Annotated in this window: 19 protein-coding genes and 1 riboswitch; of the genes, 9 read left to right on the top strand and 10 right to left on the bottom strand. The window is 62.3% G+C overall.

Features of this window, described 5'->3' with window-relative positions:
• On the bottom strand, positions 1-690 hold the full coding sequence (locus AC2ETI_RS13885; RefSeq protein WP_007731109.1) for a YdcF family protein: 690 nt from the start codon (positions 688-690) through the stop codon (positions 1-3).
• A gap of 69 nt (positions 691-759) precedes the next feature.
• Between AC2ETI_RS13885 and AC2ETI_RS13880 the strand changes: the two genes are divergently transcribed.
• A complete protein-coding gene (locus AC2ETI_RS13880; protein ID WP_483634036.1) occupies positions 760-2826 on the top strand; it encodes a TPM domain-containing protein in 2067 nt (688 codons plus the stop codon).
• 99 nt (positions 2827-2925) lie between these two features.
• Positions 2926-3663 carry a polyprenol monophosphomannose synthase gene (locus tag AC2ETI_RS13875; RefSeq protein WP_003944487.1) on the top strand — a complete coding sequence of 246 codons (738 nt, stop codon included), beginning with the start codon at positions 2926-2928 and terminating at the stop codon, positions 3661-3663.
• Here AC2ETI_RS13875 and AC2ETI_RS13870 read toward each other — a convergent pair.
• Positions 3638-4444 (bottom strand): helix-turn-helix domain-containing protein, encoded by an 807-nt coding sequence (locus AC2ETI_RS13870; RefSeq protein ID WP_483634035.1) that lies wholly within the window; start codon positions 4442-4444, stop codon positions 3638-3640. The two genes, AC2ETI_RS13875 and AC2ETI_RS13870, sit on opposite strands and share 26 nt — an antisense overlap.
• 137 nt (positions 4445-4581) lie before the next feature.
• Here AC2ETI_RS13870 and AC2ETI_RS13865 point away from each other — a divergent pair, with 137 nt between their 5' ends.
• Together AC2ETI_RS13865 and AC2ETI_RS13860 are read left to right on the top strand one after the other, a co-directional pair.
• Complete coding sequence (locus tag AC2ETI_RS13865; RefSeq protein ID WP_024487641.1) at positions 4582-4947, top strand: nuclear transport factor 2 family protein; 366 nt, start codon at positions 4582-4584, stop codon at positions 4945-4947.
• A gap of 48 nt (positions 4948-4995) precedes the next feature.
• Positions 4996-5457 (top strand): MepB family protein, encoded by a 462-nt coding sequence (locus tag AC2ETI_RS13860; protein ID WP_483634034.1) that lies wholly within the window; start codon positions 4996-4998, stop codon positions 5455-5457.
• Here the strand turns inward: AC2ETI_RS13860 and AC2ETI_RS13855 are convergent.
• Positions 5432-6013, bottom strand: a complete 582-nt coding sequence (locus AC2ETI_RS13855) for a dihydrofolate reductase family protein (RefSeq protein ID WP_019748997.1) — start codon at positions 6011-6013, stop codon at positions 5432-5434. The two genes, AC2ETI_RS13860 and AC2ETI_RS13855, sit on opposite strands and share 26 nt — an antisense overlap.
• Positions 6014-6105: 92 nt before the next feature.
• The gene (locus AC2ETI_RS13850; protein WP_003944491.1) at positions 6106-7497 is read right to left on the bottom strand and encodes a glycine--tRNA ligase; all 1392 of its coding nucleotides are present in this window, start codon (positions 7495-7497) and stop codon (positions 6106-6108) included.
• Positions 7498-7695: 198 nt separating this feature from the next.
• Here AC2ETI_RS13850 and AC2ETI_RS13845 point away from each other — a divergent pair, with 198 nt between their 5' ends.
• Positions 7696-8079: an ArsR/SmtB family transcription factor gene (locus AC2ETI_RS13845; protein WP_003944457.1), complete on the top strand. Its 384-nt coding sequence runs from the start codon at positions 7696-7698 to the stop codon at positions 8077-8079.
• A gap of 11 nt (positions 8080-8090) precedes the next feature.
• Complete coding sequence (locus tag AC2ETI_RS13840) at positions 8091-8522, top strand: Fur family transcriptional regulator (RefSeq protein ID WP_020908177.1); 432 nt, start codon at positions 8091-8093, stop codon at positions 8520-8522.
• 33 nt (positions 8523-8555) lie between these two features.
• On the opposite strand, the gene AC2ETI_RS13835 is transcribed toward AC2ETI_RS13840, so the two are convergent.
• From AC2ETI_RS13835 to recO, 3 genes are read right to left on the bottom strand one after another with little or no spacing between them, the layout of a single operon-like run.
• Positions 8556-8978: a YbjN domain-containing protein gene (locus tag AC2ETI_RS13835; RefSeq protein ID WP_019749000.1), complete on the bottom strand. Its 423-nt coding sequence runs from the start codon at positions 8976-8978 to the stop codon at positions 8556-8558.
• A complete protein-coding gene (locus AC2ETI_RS13830) occupies positions 8975-9793 on the bottom strand; it encodes an isoprenyl transferase (protein ID WP_019749001.1) in 819 nt (272 codons plus the stop codon). Before AC2ETI_RS13830 ends, AC2ETI_RS13835 begins: the two co-directional genes overlap by 4 nt.
• The gene (gene recO, locus AC2ETI_RS13825) at positions 9750-10565 is read right to left on the bottom strand and encodes a DNA repair protein RecO (protein ID WP_029255636.1); all 816 of its coding nucleotides are present in this window, start codon (positions 10563-10565) and stop codon (positions 9750-9752) included. Before recO ends, AC2ETI_RS13830 begins: the two co-directional genes overlap by 44 nt.
• A gap of 96 nt (positions 10566-10661) precedes the next feature.
• Between recO and AC2ETI_RS13820 the strand changes: the two genes are divergently transcribed.
• Entirely contained in the window at positions 10662-11411 is a 750-nt protein-coding gene (locus AC2ETI_RS13820; protein WP_007731095.1) for a TetR/AcrR family transcriptional regulator, read from the top strand.
• Here AC2ETI_RS13820 and AC2ETI_RS13815 read toward each other — a convergent pair.
• Positions 11408-12397, bottom strand: a complete 990-nt coding sequence (locus tag AC2ETI_RS13815; RefSeq protein WP_019749004.1) for an AurF N-oxygenase family protein — start codon at positions 12395-12397, stop codon at positions 11408-11410. The two genes, AC2ETI_RS13820 and AC2ETI_RS13815, sit on opposite strands and share 4 nt — an antisense overlap.
• Before the next feature lie 104 nt (positions 12398-12501).
• Positions 12502-12942, bottom strand: coding sequence for a DoxX family protein (locus AC2ETI_RS13810; RefSeq protein ID WP_060939209.1), 441 nt, complete (start codon positions 12940-12942; stop codon positions 12502-12504).
• Between the two features lie 138 nt (positions 12943-13080).
• Positions 13081-13174, top strand: a riboswitch (TPP riboswitch).
• Positions 13175-13191: 17 nt separating this feature from the next.
• Here AC2ETI_RS13810 and AC2ETI_RS13805 point away from each other — a divergent pair.
• Together AC2ETI_RS13805 and AC2ETI_RS13800 are read left to right on the top strand one after the other, a co-directional pair.
• Positions 13192-13956, top strand: a complete 765-nt coding sequence (locus AC2ETI_RS13805) for a 3-oxoacyl-ACP reductase (RefSeq protein WP_483634089.1) — start codon at positions 13192-13194, stop codon at positions 13954-13956.
• Entirely contained in the window at positions 13956-15236 is a 1281-nt protein-coding gene (locus AC2ETI_RS13800; protein WP_021333385.1) for an LLM class flavin-dependent oxidoreductase, read from the top strand. The genes AC2ETI_RS13805 and AC2ETI_RS13800 overlap by 1 nt, the downstream gene beginning before the upstream one ends.
• Here the strand turns inward: AC2ETI_RS13800 and dinB are convergent.
• Positions 15233-16531: a DNA polymerase IV gene (gene dinB / locus AC2ETI_RS13795; protein ID WP_257237252.1), complete on the bottom strand. Its 1299-nt coding sequence runs from the start codon at positions 16529-16531 to the stop codon at positions 15233-15235. The two genes, AC2ETI_RS13800 and dinB, sit on opposite strands and share 4 nt — an antisense overlap.
• Positions 16532-16639: the final 108 nt, after the last annotated feature.

The raw sequence follows: 16639 nt of genomic DNA, 5'->3' as shown, positions 1-16639 counted from the left end.
CTATTGCCCTGCCGTGTAGGGGAAGTCTGCCGAGAAGTGCGTGAGCTGATACCAGAGCAGCGCGCCGGTTTCGCGAGCGATTCCGTGCAACTGGGATTCGCGGGTGAAGACAGCCGGGCCCTGACGAGTAGGTGCGGTCCACGCCTGGAGTCCTGTGTCGCGGGCCATCGTCCGCGTTCGCAAGGAGTGCCACGGGTCACTGACCAGGACAGCGGAATTGATTCCCTGCGAGGACATCTCGGCGCTCACCGCGTCGATACTGAGAAGTGTGTCCGAACCGGTCTCCACTGCGGTGATCGCACTCGACGGAATTCCGCGATCGGTCAGATACATCTTTCCCGACGCCGCTTCGGTGTACTCGTCACCTTCTTGTTTACCGCCGACAGTGATGATCTGCGGCGCCACTCCGCGCTTGTACAGCTTGTACGCCTGCTCGAGTCGGGCCTCGAAGACGGACGACGGAGTGCCGGAATACTGAGCCGCGCCCAGAACGACTATCGCGTCGGCCGGCCGCGTGTCGTCGATGCGCGCCACCTGCCACACCCGGAACGCAGTACCCCCGACCAGAACCACGGCCATCAACACGGCACCGGCGATCAGTCGGCGCGTCCAGCGAGCCAATCCTGCCCCGAAGCCGCCCGCCCGTGAGGGTGATGGGTCGTGGGGGCGGTTACCGAAAGCAGGTTTCACTCCCGCAATTCTGCCAGTTCGCGGCGATCACCTCCGATGCCGACGCGCCACAACGGATAGATTTGCGTCATGGCCCTCGCACCACACTTCTCGCAGTTGTCCTCGGTAGAGCAGAGTCGGACAATCACCCGACCCGTTCGCCGTCGGGGAAGCGCCGCCGCCGTCGCTGCGATTTTCGCTCTGCTGGCGCTCGTCTTCAGTCCTGCGCTCGCCTCGGCAGACGCCCCGATGGTGTTGCCGAATCACATCACCGACACCTCCGGGGTTCTCGACGCCGGGCAACGCAGCGACATACAAGCCGCGATCGATCAACTCGGCGAGGACCACCAGATCGATCTGTGGGTCGCGTTCGTCCCCGATTTCAACAACCTGGGTGGCCAGGCGTGGGCACAGCAGACAGCCACGAAGTCGACGCTGAGTACCAAGTCCGTCCTGCTTGCAGTTGCCACGGCGGAGCGTGCTTACTACCTCGACGTCCCCGCTGAGCTGAGCAACATCACGGATTCCGACATCGAATCGATCAATTCCGACGCGGTGGAACCGGCTCTTGCCGAGGATGATTGGACCGGCGCGGCAATTGCCGCAGCTGGAGCACTCGGCGACGCGAACAACACGAGCGGCGGAATGGGAGTCGGAACACTCCTCATCGCGGGCGGCGCTGTGGTGGTCGGGACGGGCGGCGTGGTCCTGTACTCACGTAAGCGCAAGAACGACAAGAACAAGGCAAGCGTCGAAGCCGCGAAGAACATCTCCCCCGACGACATCGCCAGCCTCAACGCACTCCCGCTGCCGACGCTCGACGAACGCGCGAAGGAGATCCTCGTCGAGACGGACAACGCGATCGCCGGCAGCCAGGAGGAGCTCGATCTGGCCCGCAGCGAGTTCGGAGATTCCGCCGTCGCACCCTTCTCGGCAGCATTCGACAAGGCCAAGGCCACCCTCGCCGAAGCCTTCGCGATCAGGCAGCGACTCGACGACGCCATCCCGGAAACTCCCGATCAACGCCGCCAGATGCTGATCGACATCATTTCCTCGTGCGGTCGAGCCGACCAAGAACTCGAAGCTCGCGTCGAGGAGTTCGACGGGCTTCGCGACCTTCTCATCAACGCCCCCGCACGTCTCGATGCGTTGACGCAGAGTGTTGTTTCTCTCAGCGTGCGCTTGCCCGAATCCGAGGCGATTCTGACCAAATTGAAGGATCAGTTCCCCGCGCCGACGCTGGCATCTGTCGTGAACAACGTCACCATGGCCAGCGAACGCCTGACGCTCGCCGAGAAGTCGATCGAGGAAGGCCGCGATGCCACCGCGCTGCCGGCTGGTAAGCAAGGCGCTGCCGTCACCGCGATTCGCACTGCCGAAGCGGCTCTCGATCAGGCACGCAAACTACTCGACGGCGTCGATCACGCCGCCGACGACATCCGAAACGCCATCGCGACTCTTCCGTCCGCGATGGACGACGTCCAGCAGGGCATCACTGCTGCGGACGCTTACCTGGCGCAGGGCGGGCAGAAGTTGGCGGACGCGAAGGCCGCAGCCCAGGCAGCGTTGGCGAATGCTCAGACGTCGAAGGACAGCGATCCGCTGACAGCCTTCAACCAGATCGTCGCGGCCGACGCCCAACTCGACGCACTGCTTGCCGACGCTCAGGAGCAGAAGCAGCAGCTCGAACGTGCACAGCAGCGCCTCGCCCAGGACATTCTGGCCGCACAGGCTCAGGTGACCGCTGCAGGCGACTTCCTCGGAACCAGGCGCGGCGCGATCGGGGCGGAGGCGCGCACTCGCTACGCGGAGGCTCAGCGGCACCTGCAGGCGGCCCAGCAATTGCAGGCTTCGGATCCGTCGAAGGCACTGCAACACGCCCAGGCCGCGACAACCTTGGCGACGCACTCACTTCGCGCCGCGCAGAACGACGTCAACACCTGGGAAGCAAACCAACGACCCCGCGGTGGCGGCGGCGATGCGACGGGAGCGATCCTCGGCGGCATCCTGATCAACAGCATTCTGCGAGGTGGCGGCGGGCCCCGCTCGTACGGCGGACCGAGCAGCAGCGGACGCTCCGGTCGCGGTGGCGGCGGCGGTGGTTTCGGCGGTGGCGGCGGCGGCCGAACCAGTCGAGGCGGCGGCGGCCGGTTCTGACGGATCCCGTCGAGGTAGTAAAATCCCTACTTTGTTCACGACCGCACTCGTCGTACGCTTCATCCGGCAAGTCGGGATCACAGATCATACGAAGGTGTTATGGAAAGCGTCGCCCCGCAGATAACCGTCGTTGTACCTACATACAACGAGCGTGAGAACCTGCCAAAGCTCGTCGATCGCCTCGCCGCGTTGAAGATCCCGAACCTGCACGTCCTCGTGGTGGATGACAACTCCCCCGACGGCACGGGCGAGGTTGCGGACAAGTTGGGTATCGATGGTCCCATCCCGGTCGGAGTGCTTCACCGCACGGTCAAGGACGGACTCGGCCGTGCTTACGTCGCGGGCATGAGCCGGGCTCTGGCGGAGAACGCCGACATCGTCATTCAGATGGACGCGGATCTCTCCCATCCGTCCGAAGCGATCCCCGCCATGATCGAGATCCTCACCACTACCGATGCGGCAGTCGTTCTCGGCTCCCGTTACGTCGAAGGTGGCGCAGTTGCCGGCGACTGGCCGTGGCATCGCAAGGCTTTGTCCGCCTGGGCGAACTTCTACGTCAACGCTATTCTGCGACTGCACGTCAAGGATGCAACTGCAGGCTTCAAGGCGTGGCATGCAAAGACCTTGCGCGACATCGACGTCGAATCGGTGCAGAGCAACGGCTACGCGTTCCAGGTCGAGATGAACTACCGAGTTGTTCAGCGCGGCATGAAGATCGCCGAAACGCCAATCCGCTTCGAGGAACGCACCGAAGGTGTCTCCAAGATGAGCCTCTCGGTTCAGTTGGAGTCCGCTCTGGTGCCGTGGAAGCTCAAGTTCGGCAAGAAGTCTCTCTGACCTGCGCGGCTGATCGAAAATAATCGGCGGTCTGCGTGTCCGACGGGTAGAACGACTCAATCGCGATCTCTGCGAGCGTGACGTCGCGCGGCGTACCGAACACGGTGGTGGTGCTGAACATCGCCAATTCGGTATCGCCGGCGCGTACGCGCAACGGAACCAGCAGGGAATTCGCGCGGTCGTCGTGCCAGTCTCCGCCGCTCGGATAGGTGCGCAACTCGTCGAGCAACGACGCCAACTGCGCATCCGCACTGACCTCCACTTCCCGCGCCAACCTGGCGAGCAGGTGGGTCCGCCACTGCGTGAGGTTCACGATCCGCGGCGCCATGCCCTCGGGATGCAAACTCAAACGCAATACGTTCACCGGTGGTTCCAGGAGGAATTCAGCGGCCCCCTCGGTCAGGATTCTCACGGCCTGGTTCCCGGCGATCATCTCCCATTGCTGATCGACCACCACGGCCGGATAAGGGTCATGCGCGTCGATGATGCGATCGATGGCCTCGCTCACCGCTGACATCGGCGCTTCCGCCAACGATTTTTGCGAGTACTCCGGTGAGTGGCCACTTGCCAGCAGAAGCGTGTTCTGTTGTCGTAGAGGAACATCCAGACATTCGGACAGGTGAAGGATCATGTCCCGGCTGGGTTTGGAGCGGCCGGTTTCAATGAAGCTCAGGTGCCTGGTCGACACTCCTGCCGCTGCCGAGAGACCTAACTGAGTGAGCCTTCGCCGCTCCCGCCACCGCTTGAGTTCGGTGCCAACGTCCATCGTCTCGAAGGTCATTCTTTCAAGTTAGCGACCCGAGGTAGCCGAGACCATGACCTCGGAGGTAATCGACCCGAAGCAGTTTCGGAGGAACAGTGGTCTCAGCCGGCGAGACCGCCGGATGTTCACCACCGGAACTGATCAAGGGAGCGACCATGAGCGACTTCGACGCAATCGCCGACGCCTATATCGACATGTGGAACGAAACAGATACCACCGCCCGTAGAGCACGGATCGAGCAATTGTTCGCACCCGGCGGCCGCTACACCGATCCGCTCGCGGACGTCACCGGACACGATCAGATCGACGCGATGATCAACGCTGTGCAGCAACAATTTCCGGGCATGCACTTCACCCTCATCGGGCCGGTGGACGCGCACCACCGACAGGCTCGATTCGGTTGGGCTCTCGGCCCGGCGGGGGCCGAGTCACTGATCGACGGGTTCGACGTACTCGAACGCGACGACGACGGCCGGGTGACGCTTGTCCTCGGGTTTCTCGACAAGGTACCTACGGCCTGACGTGCGTCTACAACCGACAGCCTTCGCCACGAAGGCTGTCGGTGGTCCGTGGCATCATCGTTGCCGATGAACGCCGACGGATTTACCTGGTCCACACCGATTCCCGAGTCCGAGGGTGCTGAGTACGGCGCTCACACGCTGACCGTCAACGGCCTTCCCTCCGTCTATCGAACCGCCAAGACGACGCCGACCAAGCTCGGTCAGTTCGTCACCCTGTGGCGCCGTTCCGAGGCCGGGCCCATCCGCCCCTTCGACACCAGCGACGGCGTCGCGCTGTTTGTGGTGAAGGTCTGCGACGAAGAACATCTGGGTCACTTCGTCTTTCCCACCGAAACTCTCGTCGAACACGACATCGTGTCGACGAACTTCTCGGGCGGCAAGCGCGCTATCCGGGTCTATCCGCCCTGGGTCACGCCGACCAGTGTGCAAGCCGTCAGAACCCAGCGCTGGCAGAAGCAGCATTTCGGCGAGTTCCCTGATGTATTCAACTCACCTGATACGTCGCGATGATGACGCCTGTTGTCGTAGGAACACTTTCGGTGAGGGTGAACTGAGCGAGCGCAGCACCGTCGGGGAACAATCTGCGCCCGGTTCCGAGAACCAGCGGATGAATCAGCAGAGTGTAGGTGTCGACGAGACGCCGTTCGGCCAATGACGTGATCAAGTCGCCACTGCCCAGAATCACCAGATCCGGGCCATCGCTTTCCTTCAGCGCGGCGACCGCGTCGGCGGCATCGCCTTTCAACACAGTCGAGTTCTTCCACGGCAGCGGTTCACCCAAAGTCCTTGACGCTACGTACTTCTGCGTGTTGTCGAGCACCTCGGTAAACGGATTGTCCGTCTGAAACGGCCAGTACGAGGCGAAGTTCTCATAGGTTCGGCGTCCGAAGAGCAACTCTGATTTCTTCGCCATCCCCTCCCCCATTTTCTGTGCCATGACGGAATCGTTGAAGGGTGCCGCCCATCCACCGTGCTCGAATCCGCCACGACGATCTTCGTCCGGCCCGCCAGGTGCCTGCATGACACCGTCGAGAGTCACGCTGTTGGTCACGCTGAGTTTTCTCATAACTTCGATCCTGCGCCTGAAGATCCACCATGGAAAGAGAAAACGGGCGGTCCTTCTCGAATGAGAAGAACCGCCCGTCAGCTTCGAACGAATCAGGAACCGATCAGCCGCGCAGCCAGGTAGCTTTCCACCTGATCGAGGGCGACGCGTTCCTGCGCCATGGAGTCACGCTCACGCACCGTCACAGCCTGATCTTCGAGAGTGTCGAAGTCGACCGTGATGCAGAACGGTGTGCCGATCTCGTCCTGGCGACGGTAACGACGACCGATGGCACCGGCGTCGTCGAACTCGACGTTCCAGTTCTGACGCAACTGCGCCGCAAGATCTTTTGCCTTCGGCGTCAGATCCGCATTGCGCGAGAGCGGCAGCACTGCGGCCTTGACGGGAGCGAGTCGACGATCCAGTCGCAGCACCGTGCGCTTGTCGACGCCGCCCTTGGAGTTGGGTGCCTCGTCCTCGGTGTACGCGTCGACCAGGAAGGCCATCAGCGAACGCGTGAGACCTGCCGCCGGCTCGATGACGTACGGCGTGTACCGCTCGCCCGTCGTCTGGTCGTAGTAGTTCAGCTCGGTGCCCGAGTGCTTGGAGTGCGTCGAGAGATCGAAGTCGGTACGGTTCGCGATACCTTCGAGCTCGCCCCATTCGCTGCCCTGGAAGTGGAAGCGGTACTCGATGTCGGTCGTGCCCTTCGAGTAGTGCGAAAGCTTTTCCGGCGCATGCTCGTACAGCCGCAGGTTGTCCTTGTTGATGCCGAGGCCGGTGTACCAGTCCAGGCGGTAGTCGATCCAGTACTGATGCCACTGCTCGTCCTCACCCGGCTTGACGAAGAATTCCATCTCCATCTGCTCGAACTCGCGGGTGCGGAAGATGAAGTTGCCCGGGGTGATCTCGTTACGGAAGCTCTTGCCGATCTGACCGATGCCGAACGGCGGCTTCTTCCGCGAGGTGGTCAGCACATTGGCGAAGTTGACGAAGATGCCCTGTGCGGTCTCGGGGCGAAGGTAGTGCATGCCCTCTTCGCTCTCGACAGGGCCGAGGTACGTCTTGAGCATCATGTTGAAGTCGCGCGGCTCGGTCCACTGGCCGACGGTGCCGCAATCGGGGCAACCGATGACATCCATCGAGACGTCGTCCGGGTTGTCGAGCTTCTTCTTCTCCGCGTACGCCTCCTGCAGGTGATCCTGACGGTGACGCTTGTGACAGTTGAGGCACTCGACGAGCGGGTCGTTGAAGACACCGACGTGACCGGATGCGACCCACACCTCGCGGGGCAGGATCACCGAGGAGTCGAGGCCGACGACGTCCTCGCGGCTGGTGACCATGTTGCGCCACCACTGACGCTTGATGTTCTCCTTGAGCTCGACACCCAATGGGCCGTAGTCCCATGCGGACTTGGTACCGCCGTAGATCTCACCGCACGGGTAGACCAGGCCTCGCCGCTTGGCGAGATTGACAACGGCTTCGATCTTGGACTTGGGTGCCACTCGATTGCTCTCCATCTGGGTAATAGATGCATGATTTTCGTGCGCTTTTCGCACCATCAGCCTATCTGGCGGCTGCCACGCACTTCCGTCCAAGGTTGACATGCATACTTGTGCATATCAAAATGAAAGTGATTTGCAATAATGTGGTGAGATGGCTATGCCCGGACATCATGATCTACCCCTCGAAGGAGCCTCGCTGTGAGCATTGCGGATACCGGCGATCTCCACAAAAGCCATGATCATTCCGACCTCGGACACACGCACGACCCGTTCGAAGCCGCACCCCCGGCGCCCGTGCCGCCCAAGGAAACTTTGGCGGCCGCCGGCGAAATTCTGCGGGCGCTGGCTGCACCCGTTCGCATCGCGATCGTGCTTCAGCTCCACGAGTCGGAGCGTTGCGTTCACGAACTCGTCGGCGCTCTCGGCGTCACTCAGCCACTCATCAGCCAGCATTTGCGCGTTCTCAAAGCAGCGGGCGTCGTCCGCGGCGAACGCAACGGACGAGAAGTTCTCTATCGACTCGTCGACGATCACCTCGCACACATCGTCGTCGACGCTGTCGCCCACGCCGAAGAAGGATGAGATTCCACCGCATGAACACCCCGGGCAGTACGACCTCGAAACGTGGACCGGCCACCGTCGGCGTTCGTTCCACGAAACAGCGCAGCGCCATCTCCGCCCTGCTCGACGACATCGACGAATTCAAGTCGGCACAGGAACTGCACGACGAACTGCGCAAGCGCGGTGAAGGCATCGGCCTGACCACCGTCTACCGCACGCTGCAGGCACTGTCCGACGCCGGAACCATCGACGTCCTGCGCACCGACACAGGTGAGTCCGTCTACCGACGCTGCTCCTCCGGACACCACCATCACCTGGTGTGCCGCAACTGCGGATTCACCGTCGAGGTCGAGGGCCCGACGGTCGAGCAGTGGTCACAGACCATCGCCGAGGACAACGGATTCACCGAAGTGAGTCACACCGTCGAGATCTTCGGCACCTGCCGCGACTGCGCCGCCAGCTGACAGCTGACAGCTGACAGCTGACAGCTGACAGCGTCAGGGAATCAAACCCTGACGCGCGGTATCGGCGCCGGTCAGCGCGAGTAGCAACATCGTGGTCAGTGCCTCGTCGTCCAGTCCGGCCGCCGGGAACGTGTATCGCAGGATCACGTCCGCCAGACTGCCGTGGCCGAACACCGCGATCGAACCGAATTGGATGGTCCGGTTCCGCTCGGCCACCTTGCGATGCAGTGCCGCGCTGACCGGTCGGTCCCACGCGAGGACACACGTCATGGACAGCACGTCCAGACCCTCGGACAAATTCATCGCCTGGATCGAGCACAGCGCGCCGGAGTACTGGAAACCAAGCGAGCCGTCCGCAGCCACATCGACCGTCACGAAATGCGCCAGCGAGGCGGCCGCGCGTTCTTGTAGGCGGGCTGCTTCGTCGGTGGTGTCGGTCATGTTCTCCCCTGTCATTTGACGCCACCGAATCTACGGTCGCGTGAGGCGTATTCGACGCAGGCGGCCCAGAGATCGCGGCGGTCGAAATCGGGAAACAGCTTCTCCTGGTACACCATTTCGGCGTAGGCGGATTGCCAGATCAAGAAATTGGACGTCCGCTGTTCCCCCGACGGACGCAGGAAGAGATCGACGTCGGGCATGTCGGGCTCGTCGAGGTACTTCGCCACCGTCGCCTCGGTGATCTTGTCCGGATTGATCTCACCGGCCGCGACACGCTTCGCGATTTCCTTTACCGCATCGGCAATTTCGGCCCGCCCGCCGTAATTCACACACATGGTCAAGTTCATGACTGTGTTGTTCTTGGTCAGTTCTTCGGCGATCTCGAGTTCCTTGATCACACTGGCCCACAGGCGCGGCTTACGACCGGCCCAGCGAACACGCACACCCATTTCGTTCATCTCGTCGCGTCGGCGGCGGATGACGTCACGGTTGAAGCCCATCAGGAATCGAACCTCGTCGGGACTGCGCTTCCAGTTCTCGGTGGAGAATGCGTAGGCGGAGAGCCACTCGACACCCATCTCGATGCACCCGCACACGGTGTCCATCAGGACAGCTTCACCGCGTTCGTGCCCGGCGGTTCGCGGCAGACCGCGCTCCTGCGCCCACCGTCCGTTGCCGTCCATCACCAACGCGACGTGGCGCGGGATGAGTTCGGTTTGCAGGATCGGCGGGGTCGCCCCGGACGGATGTGGGTCCGGTGGCCGGATCACCCGTTCAGCAGCAGGATCAAGCGGAGTTCGCGGTTCGCGTCGTCGAATCACGGGTTCCATCCTGCCTCACGGGCAAGTCGACCTCGACGGCTGCATGCGGCCTCGAACGCTCGATCAGCGGCAACGTCCGCAATTGACGCTCGAGATGCCACTGCAGGTGTGCCGCGACCAGTCCGCTGGCTTGCGTCCGCAGCGTCGCGGGCGCCGAATCGGTGCCCTCCCACTCCCCTCGGAGCAGGGCTTCCATCAAGTCGAGCACTCCGGGCGACGGCGTCGCAGCACCCGCCGGGCGGCAGTAGGTACAGACGGCTCCGCCTGCGGCGACATGAAATGCACGGTGCGGTCCCGGAGCGCTGCAGCGGGCGCACTCTTCGAGGGCAGGCGCCCAACCCGCATAGCCCATGGCTCGCAACAAGAACGCGTCGAGCACGAACTCGACCGGCCGCGCCTGCTCGGCGATCGCACGCAGTGCCCCCACCGTCAATCGCTGAAGCTGCGGGGCCGGCGCGCGTTCCTCGCCGGCCAACCGCTCGGCAGTTTCGAGTACGGCGCAGGCCGTGGTGTACCGGCTGTAGTCGTCGACGATGTCAGTGGCGAATGCATCGACCGTCTGCACCTGAGTGATGATGTCGAGATTCTTGCCCGGAAGTAGTTGCACGTCGATGTGAGCAAACGGTTCGAGTCTGGCACCGAATTTGGAGGTGGTCCGGCGGACACCTTTGGCCACGGCACGTACCAACCCGAACTGACGGGTGAGCAACGTGACGATGTGGTCGGCTTCGCCCAGTTTGTGCAGGCGCAGCACCACCGCCGTGTCTCGATACAACCTCACTCGACCAGTGTCCCACGTTGTACCGACGACCGATCCCGATGCCGCGCCCGATGACAAGTCGGAAATACGGCGGGTGCGTCCGGATAGACTGGCCCGATGCCGAGCGACGCAATTGCGCAACCTGTCACTGCAGAGTTGACCGGTCGCGAAGCGCGGTGGGAGCGACACAACTCCGAGCGTCAGAAACGGATACTCACCTCGGCTGTCGAACTGATCGAAGAGCGCGCGGCAGGTGCCGAGGTGTCCGTCCAGCAGATCGCCGACCGTGCAGGCCTCGCCAAGTCGGTGGTGTACCGACAATTCAGCGGCCGGGACGACCTCGATCGACGAGTCCGAGCGTTTGTGCTCGGCCAATTTGCGGCGGCCCTGGATGCGTCGATGAGCATTTCGGTAGGCACTCTCGACCAGATCCTGACCCGAACCATCAGCGCCGTCGCCGAGTGGATCACCGAGCATCCGCGGATTCACGAGTTCATGGGTACCGGCCCCACCGACTACGACGACGAGAGCATCGACGCGATCAGCAGTCTGAAGGCCACAATCGCCGACTCGGCCCGCACCACTATCACCGAAGTCGGTCGATCCGTGGGGATCGACTCCTCACCCTTCGATTCACTACCGTTCGCAGTGGTGACAATGGTCGAGGGCACGCTCACCCACTGGGTCCGAAGCACCGATCCGAAACCGAGCCGCGAAGAGATCGTCGCCGACCTCGCGAAATACACCTGGTACATGTTCGACGGCGTCGCCCGCTCGAGCGGGCTACAGATCGATCCCCATGTCGAATTGTCCACGCTCATAGCCGAGCTGGTGTCCTCCGACGGAGGAACTTCGCGGCCGGACTAGATCCGGGTCTTGTCGGAACGCTTCGGCTCGCCGCGGTAGCGGGCGTAGTCGCCGTCGATGCGCAGCTTTCGCCACGCACGCTTCGACACCGGATTCATCAATCCGAGTTCGTCTGCCAGGGCTCGCATTTCACCGAAGTAGTTACCCAGGATGCGGCGTGAATGTGGGCTCCCCCAGAAGGCGCTCTTCATCACCTCGTCCGGGATTCCGAATTCTTCGGCGAATTCCTTTGGCGGTGACATTATTTCGCCCGCAAGCCAACGCATCGTGCCGGGGAAGGCGACCGATGTGATGGCGCGACTCGTACGACTGAGTCTGGGGACGTGATTGCGCAGGAACTCGTGAGCAAACGAGATGTGTCTCGCTTCTTCGGCGATGTGAATCTCCATGGTGCGGAGCATCGCCGGCGGCGTGTCCTTACCCTCGCGGATGAGATCCTTCTGGAAGTGGTCGATCGGTTCTTCACCAGCCAGAATGCCGATGAAGAAGATGACCGGGAACTTTGCTCCCAGCACTCCGATGATCGGCGACAGCCGCCGGAACATCGGACGCATACCCGGTACGTCGATGTCCATACGATTGACGAGCTCTTGGAACATCTGGATGTGATTGCACTCTTCGGTCATCTCGTGCAGGCAGTACCGGAACTCAGGCGACTGGTTGGGTAGCGCCATGATGTATTGCAGCATTCCCCGGATCAAGATGCTCTCGAATGCCGAACCCACCTTGGTCACATTCGCCTGACGCCACATTCCCATGGCGATTCGACGCTCCAACGACTGGTCCTGGTACCACTGCGTCGCTCCGAGCGGATCCGACACGGATGAGAGCACCCACCTCGGATCATGCGGATCGATCGCGAACTCTGGTGAATCCCAGTCGATGTCGAGATAGGGATCGAAACTGCGGGCAACTGAGCCCTCGGACAAAGTCTGCAGTACCTGGCGGTACGGCTTTTCCACTTCGATCGACGCTGACCGAGCCATCGGTGTCTCCTCACGGCCAGTCCGCCGATTGGAGTCGACGGACTTGAATGAGGTCAAACATAATGGGACACCGCGTCCCACGCAACCCCTTCAGGGGCCTGATTTCAGGCCCGCCGCACCGGGATGATCTCGCGAACCTTCTCGTCTCGGAGATACAGACCCGCCCACATGACGATTCCGGTGTAGACGGCAAACAATGTCGTGCTCAGCAGAGGCTGTTCCGCTCGAAGGTTGGTCAACACGGCTCCGCCCAGGTAACCGGTGAGCAGAATCGCGCCGAGTATCGACGTTCGCGGAATCACGTACAGCGCAAGGCAGATCAGTTGCACCACCCCGGCCGTCAATGCCAGCGAGTCCGGCAACCCAAGTTCGGCGGAGGCATCCTTGACGGTCTGAAGGTTGAGAATGTGGATGATGCCGTCGAAGAGCATGAAAACGACGAACAGCCCACTCAGGACAAATCCGACCTTGCGAGCCGTGGCCGAAGGTGTCGTCGTCGTGGCGTTACCGGAAACAGTTTCGTTGTGGACGGGCTGGGTGGTCATCGGAATCTCCTGGGGCGAAGGCGAGCGGCCGGTTGCCACTTCGCTTGCAATTACGACTCCCGAGCGATCGAAAACTCATCGCGCCGGCCGTTACTACACACCCGGCGTTCGGGACGATTCACCTCACGTGGTCTGATGGACGGTGACACGGGGTGCCGAAGAAGTCGGCTGAGATCAGACCCGATGAACCTGACCAGTTAGCACTGGCGGAGGGATGTCGACATGACCGAACAGCAATTTCAGCGCGCATTGAACCTCGACGAGCAGATCGTTCTGATCACCGGTGGCGCCCGCGGGCTCGGCGCCGCACTGAGCCGAGCATTCTCCCGCTCGGGCGCCCGCGTAATCGTGAACTACAACAAGAGCCGCGATGCCGCCGAGGCCCTGGTCGCCGAACTGGGTGAGGATCGCACCTTCGCAGTCCAGGCGGACGTGACGGACCGCAGTTCCGTCGACCAGTTGTTCTCCGCTGCACGCGAGAGATTCGACGCACTGATCTCGACCGTGGTCGACAATGCACTGGTCGACTTCTCGTTCAACGGCGATGCCCGGCCGAACGCGGACACGATCACCTGGGCCGACTTCGACTCTCAACTACGCGGAGCTGTTGCCGGAACACTCAATACCACCCAGGCAGCGCTACCAGGCATGCGCGAATTCGGCTTCGGCCGAATCATCACTGTCGGAACCAATCTGGTCCAGAATCCGGTAGTTCCTTACCACGACTACACCGCTGCCAAGGCCGCACTGTTGGCACTGACACGGACGCTGTCCGCCGACCTCGGTCCGGACGGGATCACAGTCAACATGGTCTCCGGCGGCTTGCTCCGCACGACCGATGCGAGTGCCGCGACACCGGAAGCCGTGTTCGACATGATCGCGGCAAGCACTCCCCTGCGCCGAGTCACGACGCCGGACGAATTTGCCGACGCTGCACTCTTTTTCGCCTCCCCATGGTCGCGGGCCGTGACCGGCCAGAATCTGGTTGTCGACGGCGGACTCGTCAAGAACTGATGGGCGCACAGCTACGGATAGGTGCGTTCCTGCTCGGTTGCGGGCATCACAGTGCGGCGTGGCGACACCGCGACTCACCGGTCGAAAGTCTCGGTGACATCACGTATTACGAGTCGCTCGCCCAGATCGCCGAACGCGGCAAGCTGGACGCCGTTTTCTTCGCTGACGGTCACAGTGTTCGAGAACCCGAGTCTGGTGCGTCGTGGTTTCTCGAACCGATCACCGCGTTGACTGCCATGGCACGAGCGACGGCGAACGTCGGCCTGGTCACCACCATCTCCACGACCTTTTACACGCCATTCCACGCGGCACGACTTTTGGCATCGCTCGACCACATCAGCGGCGGACGGGCCGGATGGAACGTCGTGACCTCGATGTTCGACCAGGAGGCGCGCAACCACGGACTCGAGGCGATGCCCGATCACGCATCCCGATATGAACGAGCCGACGAATTTGTCGAAGTGGCCCTCGCATTGTGGGATTCGTGGTCGGAAGACGCGCTGATCCTCGACCGGGCGGGACGTTTTGCCGACGCAGGCAAGATTTCTCGCATCGATCACGACGGCAAGCATTTTCGTGTCGACGGCCCGTTGACGGTTCCTCGATCCCCGCAGGGCAGACCGGTTTTGTTTCAGGCCGGGGCGTCCGAGCAGGGTCGCGATCTGGCTGCGCAGCGCGCCGAGGCGATCTATTCGGTTGCCTACGACCTACCCAGCGCGCAGAGCTACTACGCGGACGTGAAGTCGAGAATCGAGCGCGCCGGCCGGGATTCGAACTCGGTCGCCGTCATGCCGGGGCTGGTCACCTACGTCGGAAGTACTGTCGCCGAGGCACGGGCCAAGAAGGCCGAACTTGATCGCCTGCTGCCCACCGAACAGTCGATACGCCAACTCTCGTTGTTCACCGGACAGGATTGCGAGGACTGGGATCTCGACGGGCCCGTGCCCCCGTTGCCTCCACTCGAAGCATTCAGCGGGCCGCAAGGACGCTACGCAACTATTCTGCGGATCGTCGAGAAGGACGCACCGACTGTGCGGGAACTCCTCGGGACGCTCGCTGCGGGTGGTGGTCACGCAACGATGATCGGCACACCGGAGTCGATTGCCGACGAGATGGAATCCTGGTTAGACGGCCGCGGTGCCGACGGTTTCAATCTGATGCCGCCGACCTATCCGCAGGGCCTGGAAGATTTTGTCGATCACGTGATTCCAGTGCTGCAGGCGCGTGGGTTGTTCCGACACGAATACGAGGGAGCGACTCTGAGAGAAAACCTCACCTAGTCCGGCAGTAGCGGCACCGACAGGTCCGGATCGCGTCCCAGGAGCACTCCCCTCGTGAGAGCCGCCGAGCCGAACTTCTTCCGGACGCTGTCCATCGCCGAGTCGAGGGCGGCAGTGTCCGGACCCGCGAATCCTGGACCGTCGAAGGGCAATTCGAGTTGTTCGGCGCCGTCCCGATCCAGGTTGGAGACAGCGACACCGATCAACGTGATGCCCTTGTCCGCGATCATCGGTATCGCTTCGTCCAGCAGCACCATCGAGGCGTTCAGCAATTCCGCTGTGTCGGCGGTGGACCGGCGCAGCGTGTGAGATCGAGTTGCCCGCGTGAAATCCGCGAAGCGAAGCCGGAGCGTGACCGTGCGCCCCGTCCGCTGCGCCGAACGCATGCGTCGACTGACACGGTCGACAAGGGACATCAACGACGCATCGAGTTCTGCGCGGGAATGGGATCCGCGACCAAGCGCATGCTGAGCACCCATCGAACTGCGGCCACGATAGGCGCGGACGGGGCGCGGATCTCGATTGTGCGAGAGCGCGTAGAGATGGCGACCGGCGCCGCCCCCGAGAATCGAGACGATCGAGGATTCGTCGTGCCGAGCGATGTCACCCACCGTCACGATGTCGAAGTTTCGCAACTTCTGGGCCGTGATCTTGCCGACGCCCCACAGCTTCTCGACCGGCAACGGATGCAGGAATTCGGTCTCGCCCTCCGGCGGCACTCGCAGCAATCCGTCGGGTTTCGCGAATGCACTCGCGACCTTGGCCAGGAACTTGGTGCGTGCGATCCCGACCGTGATCGGTAGTCCGACCTGCTCGGCCACGTCGCGTCTGAGGTTGGCCCCGATCTGCAGCGGGTTTCCCACGATTTTGGCGAGCCCGCCGACCTCGAGAAAGGCCTCGTCTATGGAGATTCCTTCGACCAGCGGCGACGTGTCGTGAAAGACGTCGAACACGTCTTTGCTCGCCTGCGAGTACGCCGACATTCGCGGGGGAACGACGATTGCCTGGGGACACAGTGATCGAGCCTGACCACCACTCATCGCAGTTCGAACCCCGAATGCCTTGGCCTCGTAGCTTGCCGCCAGGACCACGCCACCGCCGACGATGACCGGTCTGCCCGCCAGAGTCGGGTCGTCACGTTGCTCGACCGATGCGTAGAACGAATCGAGGTCCGCATGGAGGATCGTTGCGTCACCCGTAGGTCGACCACCCCCAGGATGATTACCGCCAGAACGAGCACCGCCAGGGTGATTACCTGGCGTTTCTCGATCCAACGGTTCATGCGACACGAACATATGTTCCCATGCGCCACCGACACAACGAAAGGCCGCAAATAGATTCCATGGAATTGATCACGAATCGGGCGTACGGTGAAAGAATGATTCCACGGAATGCATATCGGT

Source organism: Rhodococcus sp. MurmanLake-1 (assembly GCF_056945715.1).
Note: the sequence above shows the minus strand (reverse complement) of the source record. Positions and strands in the feature narration are given on the sequence as shown.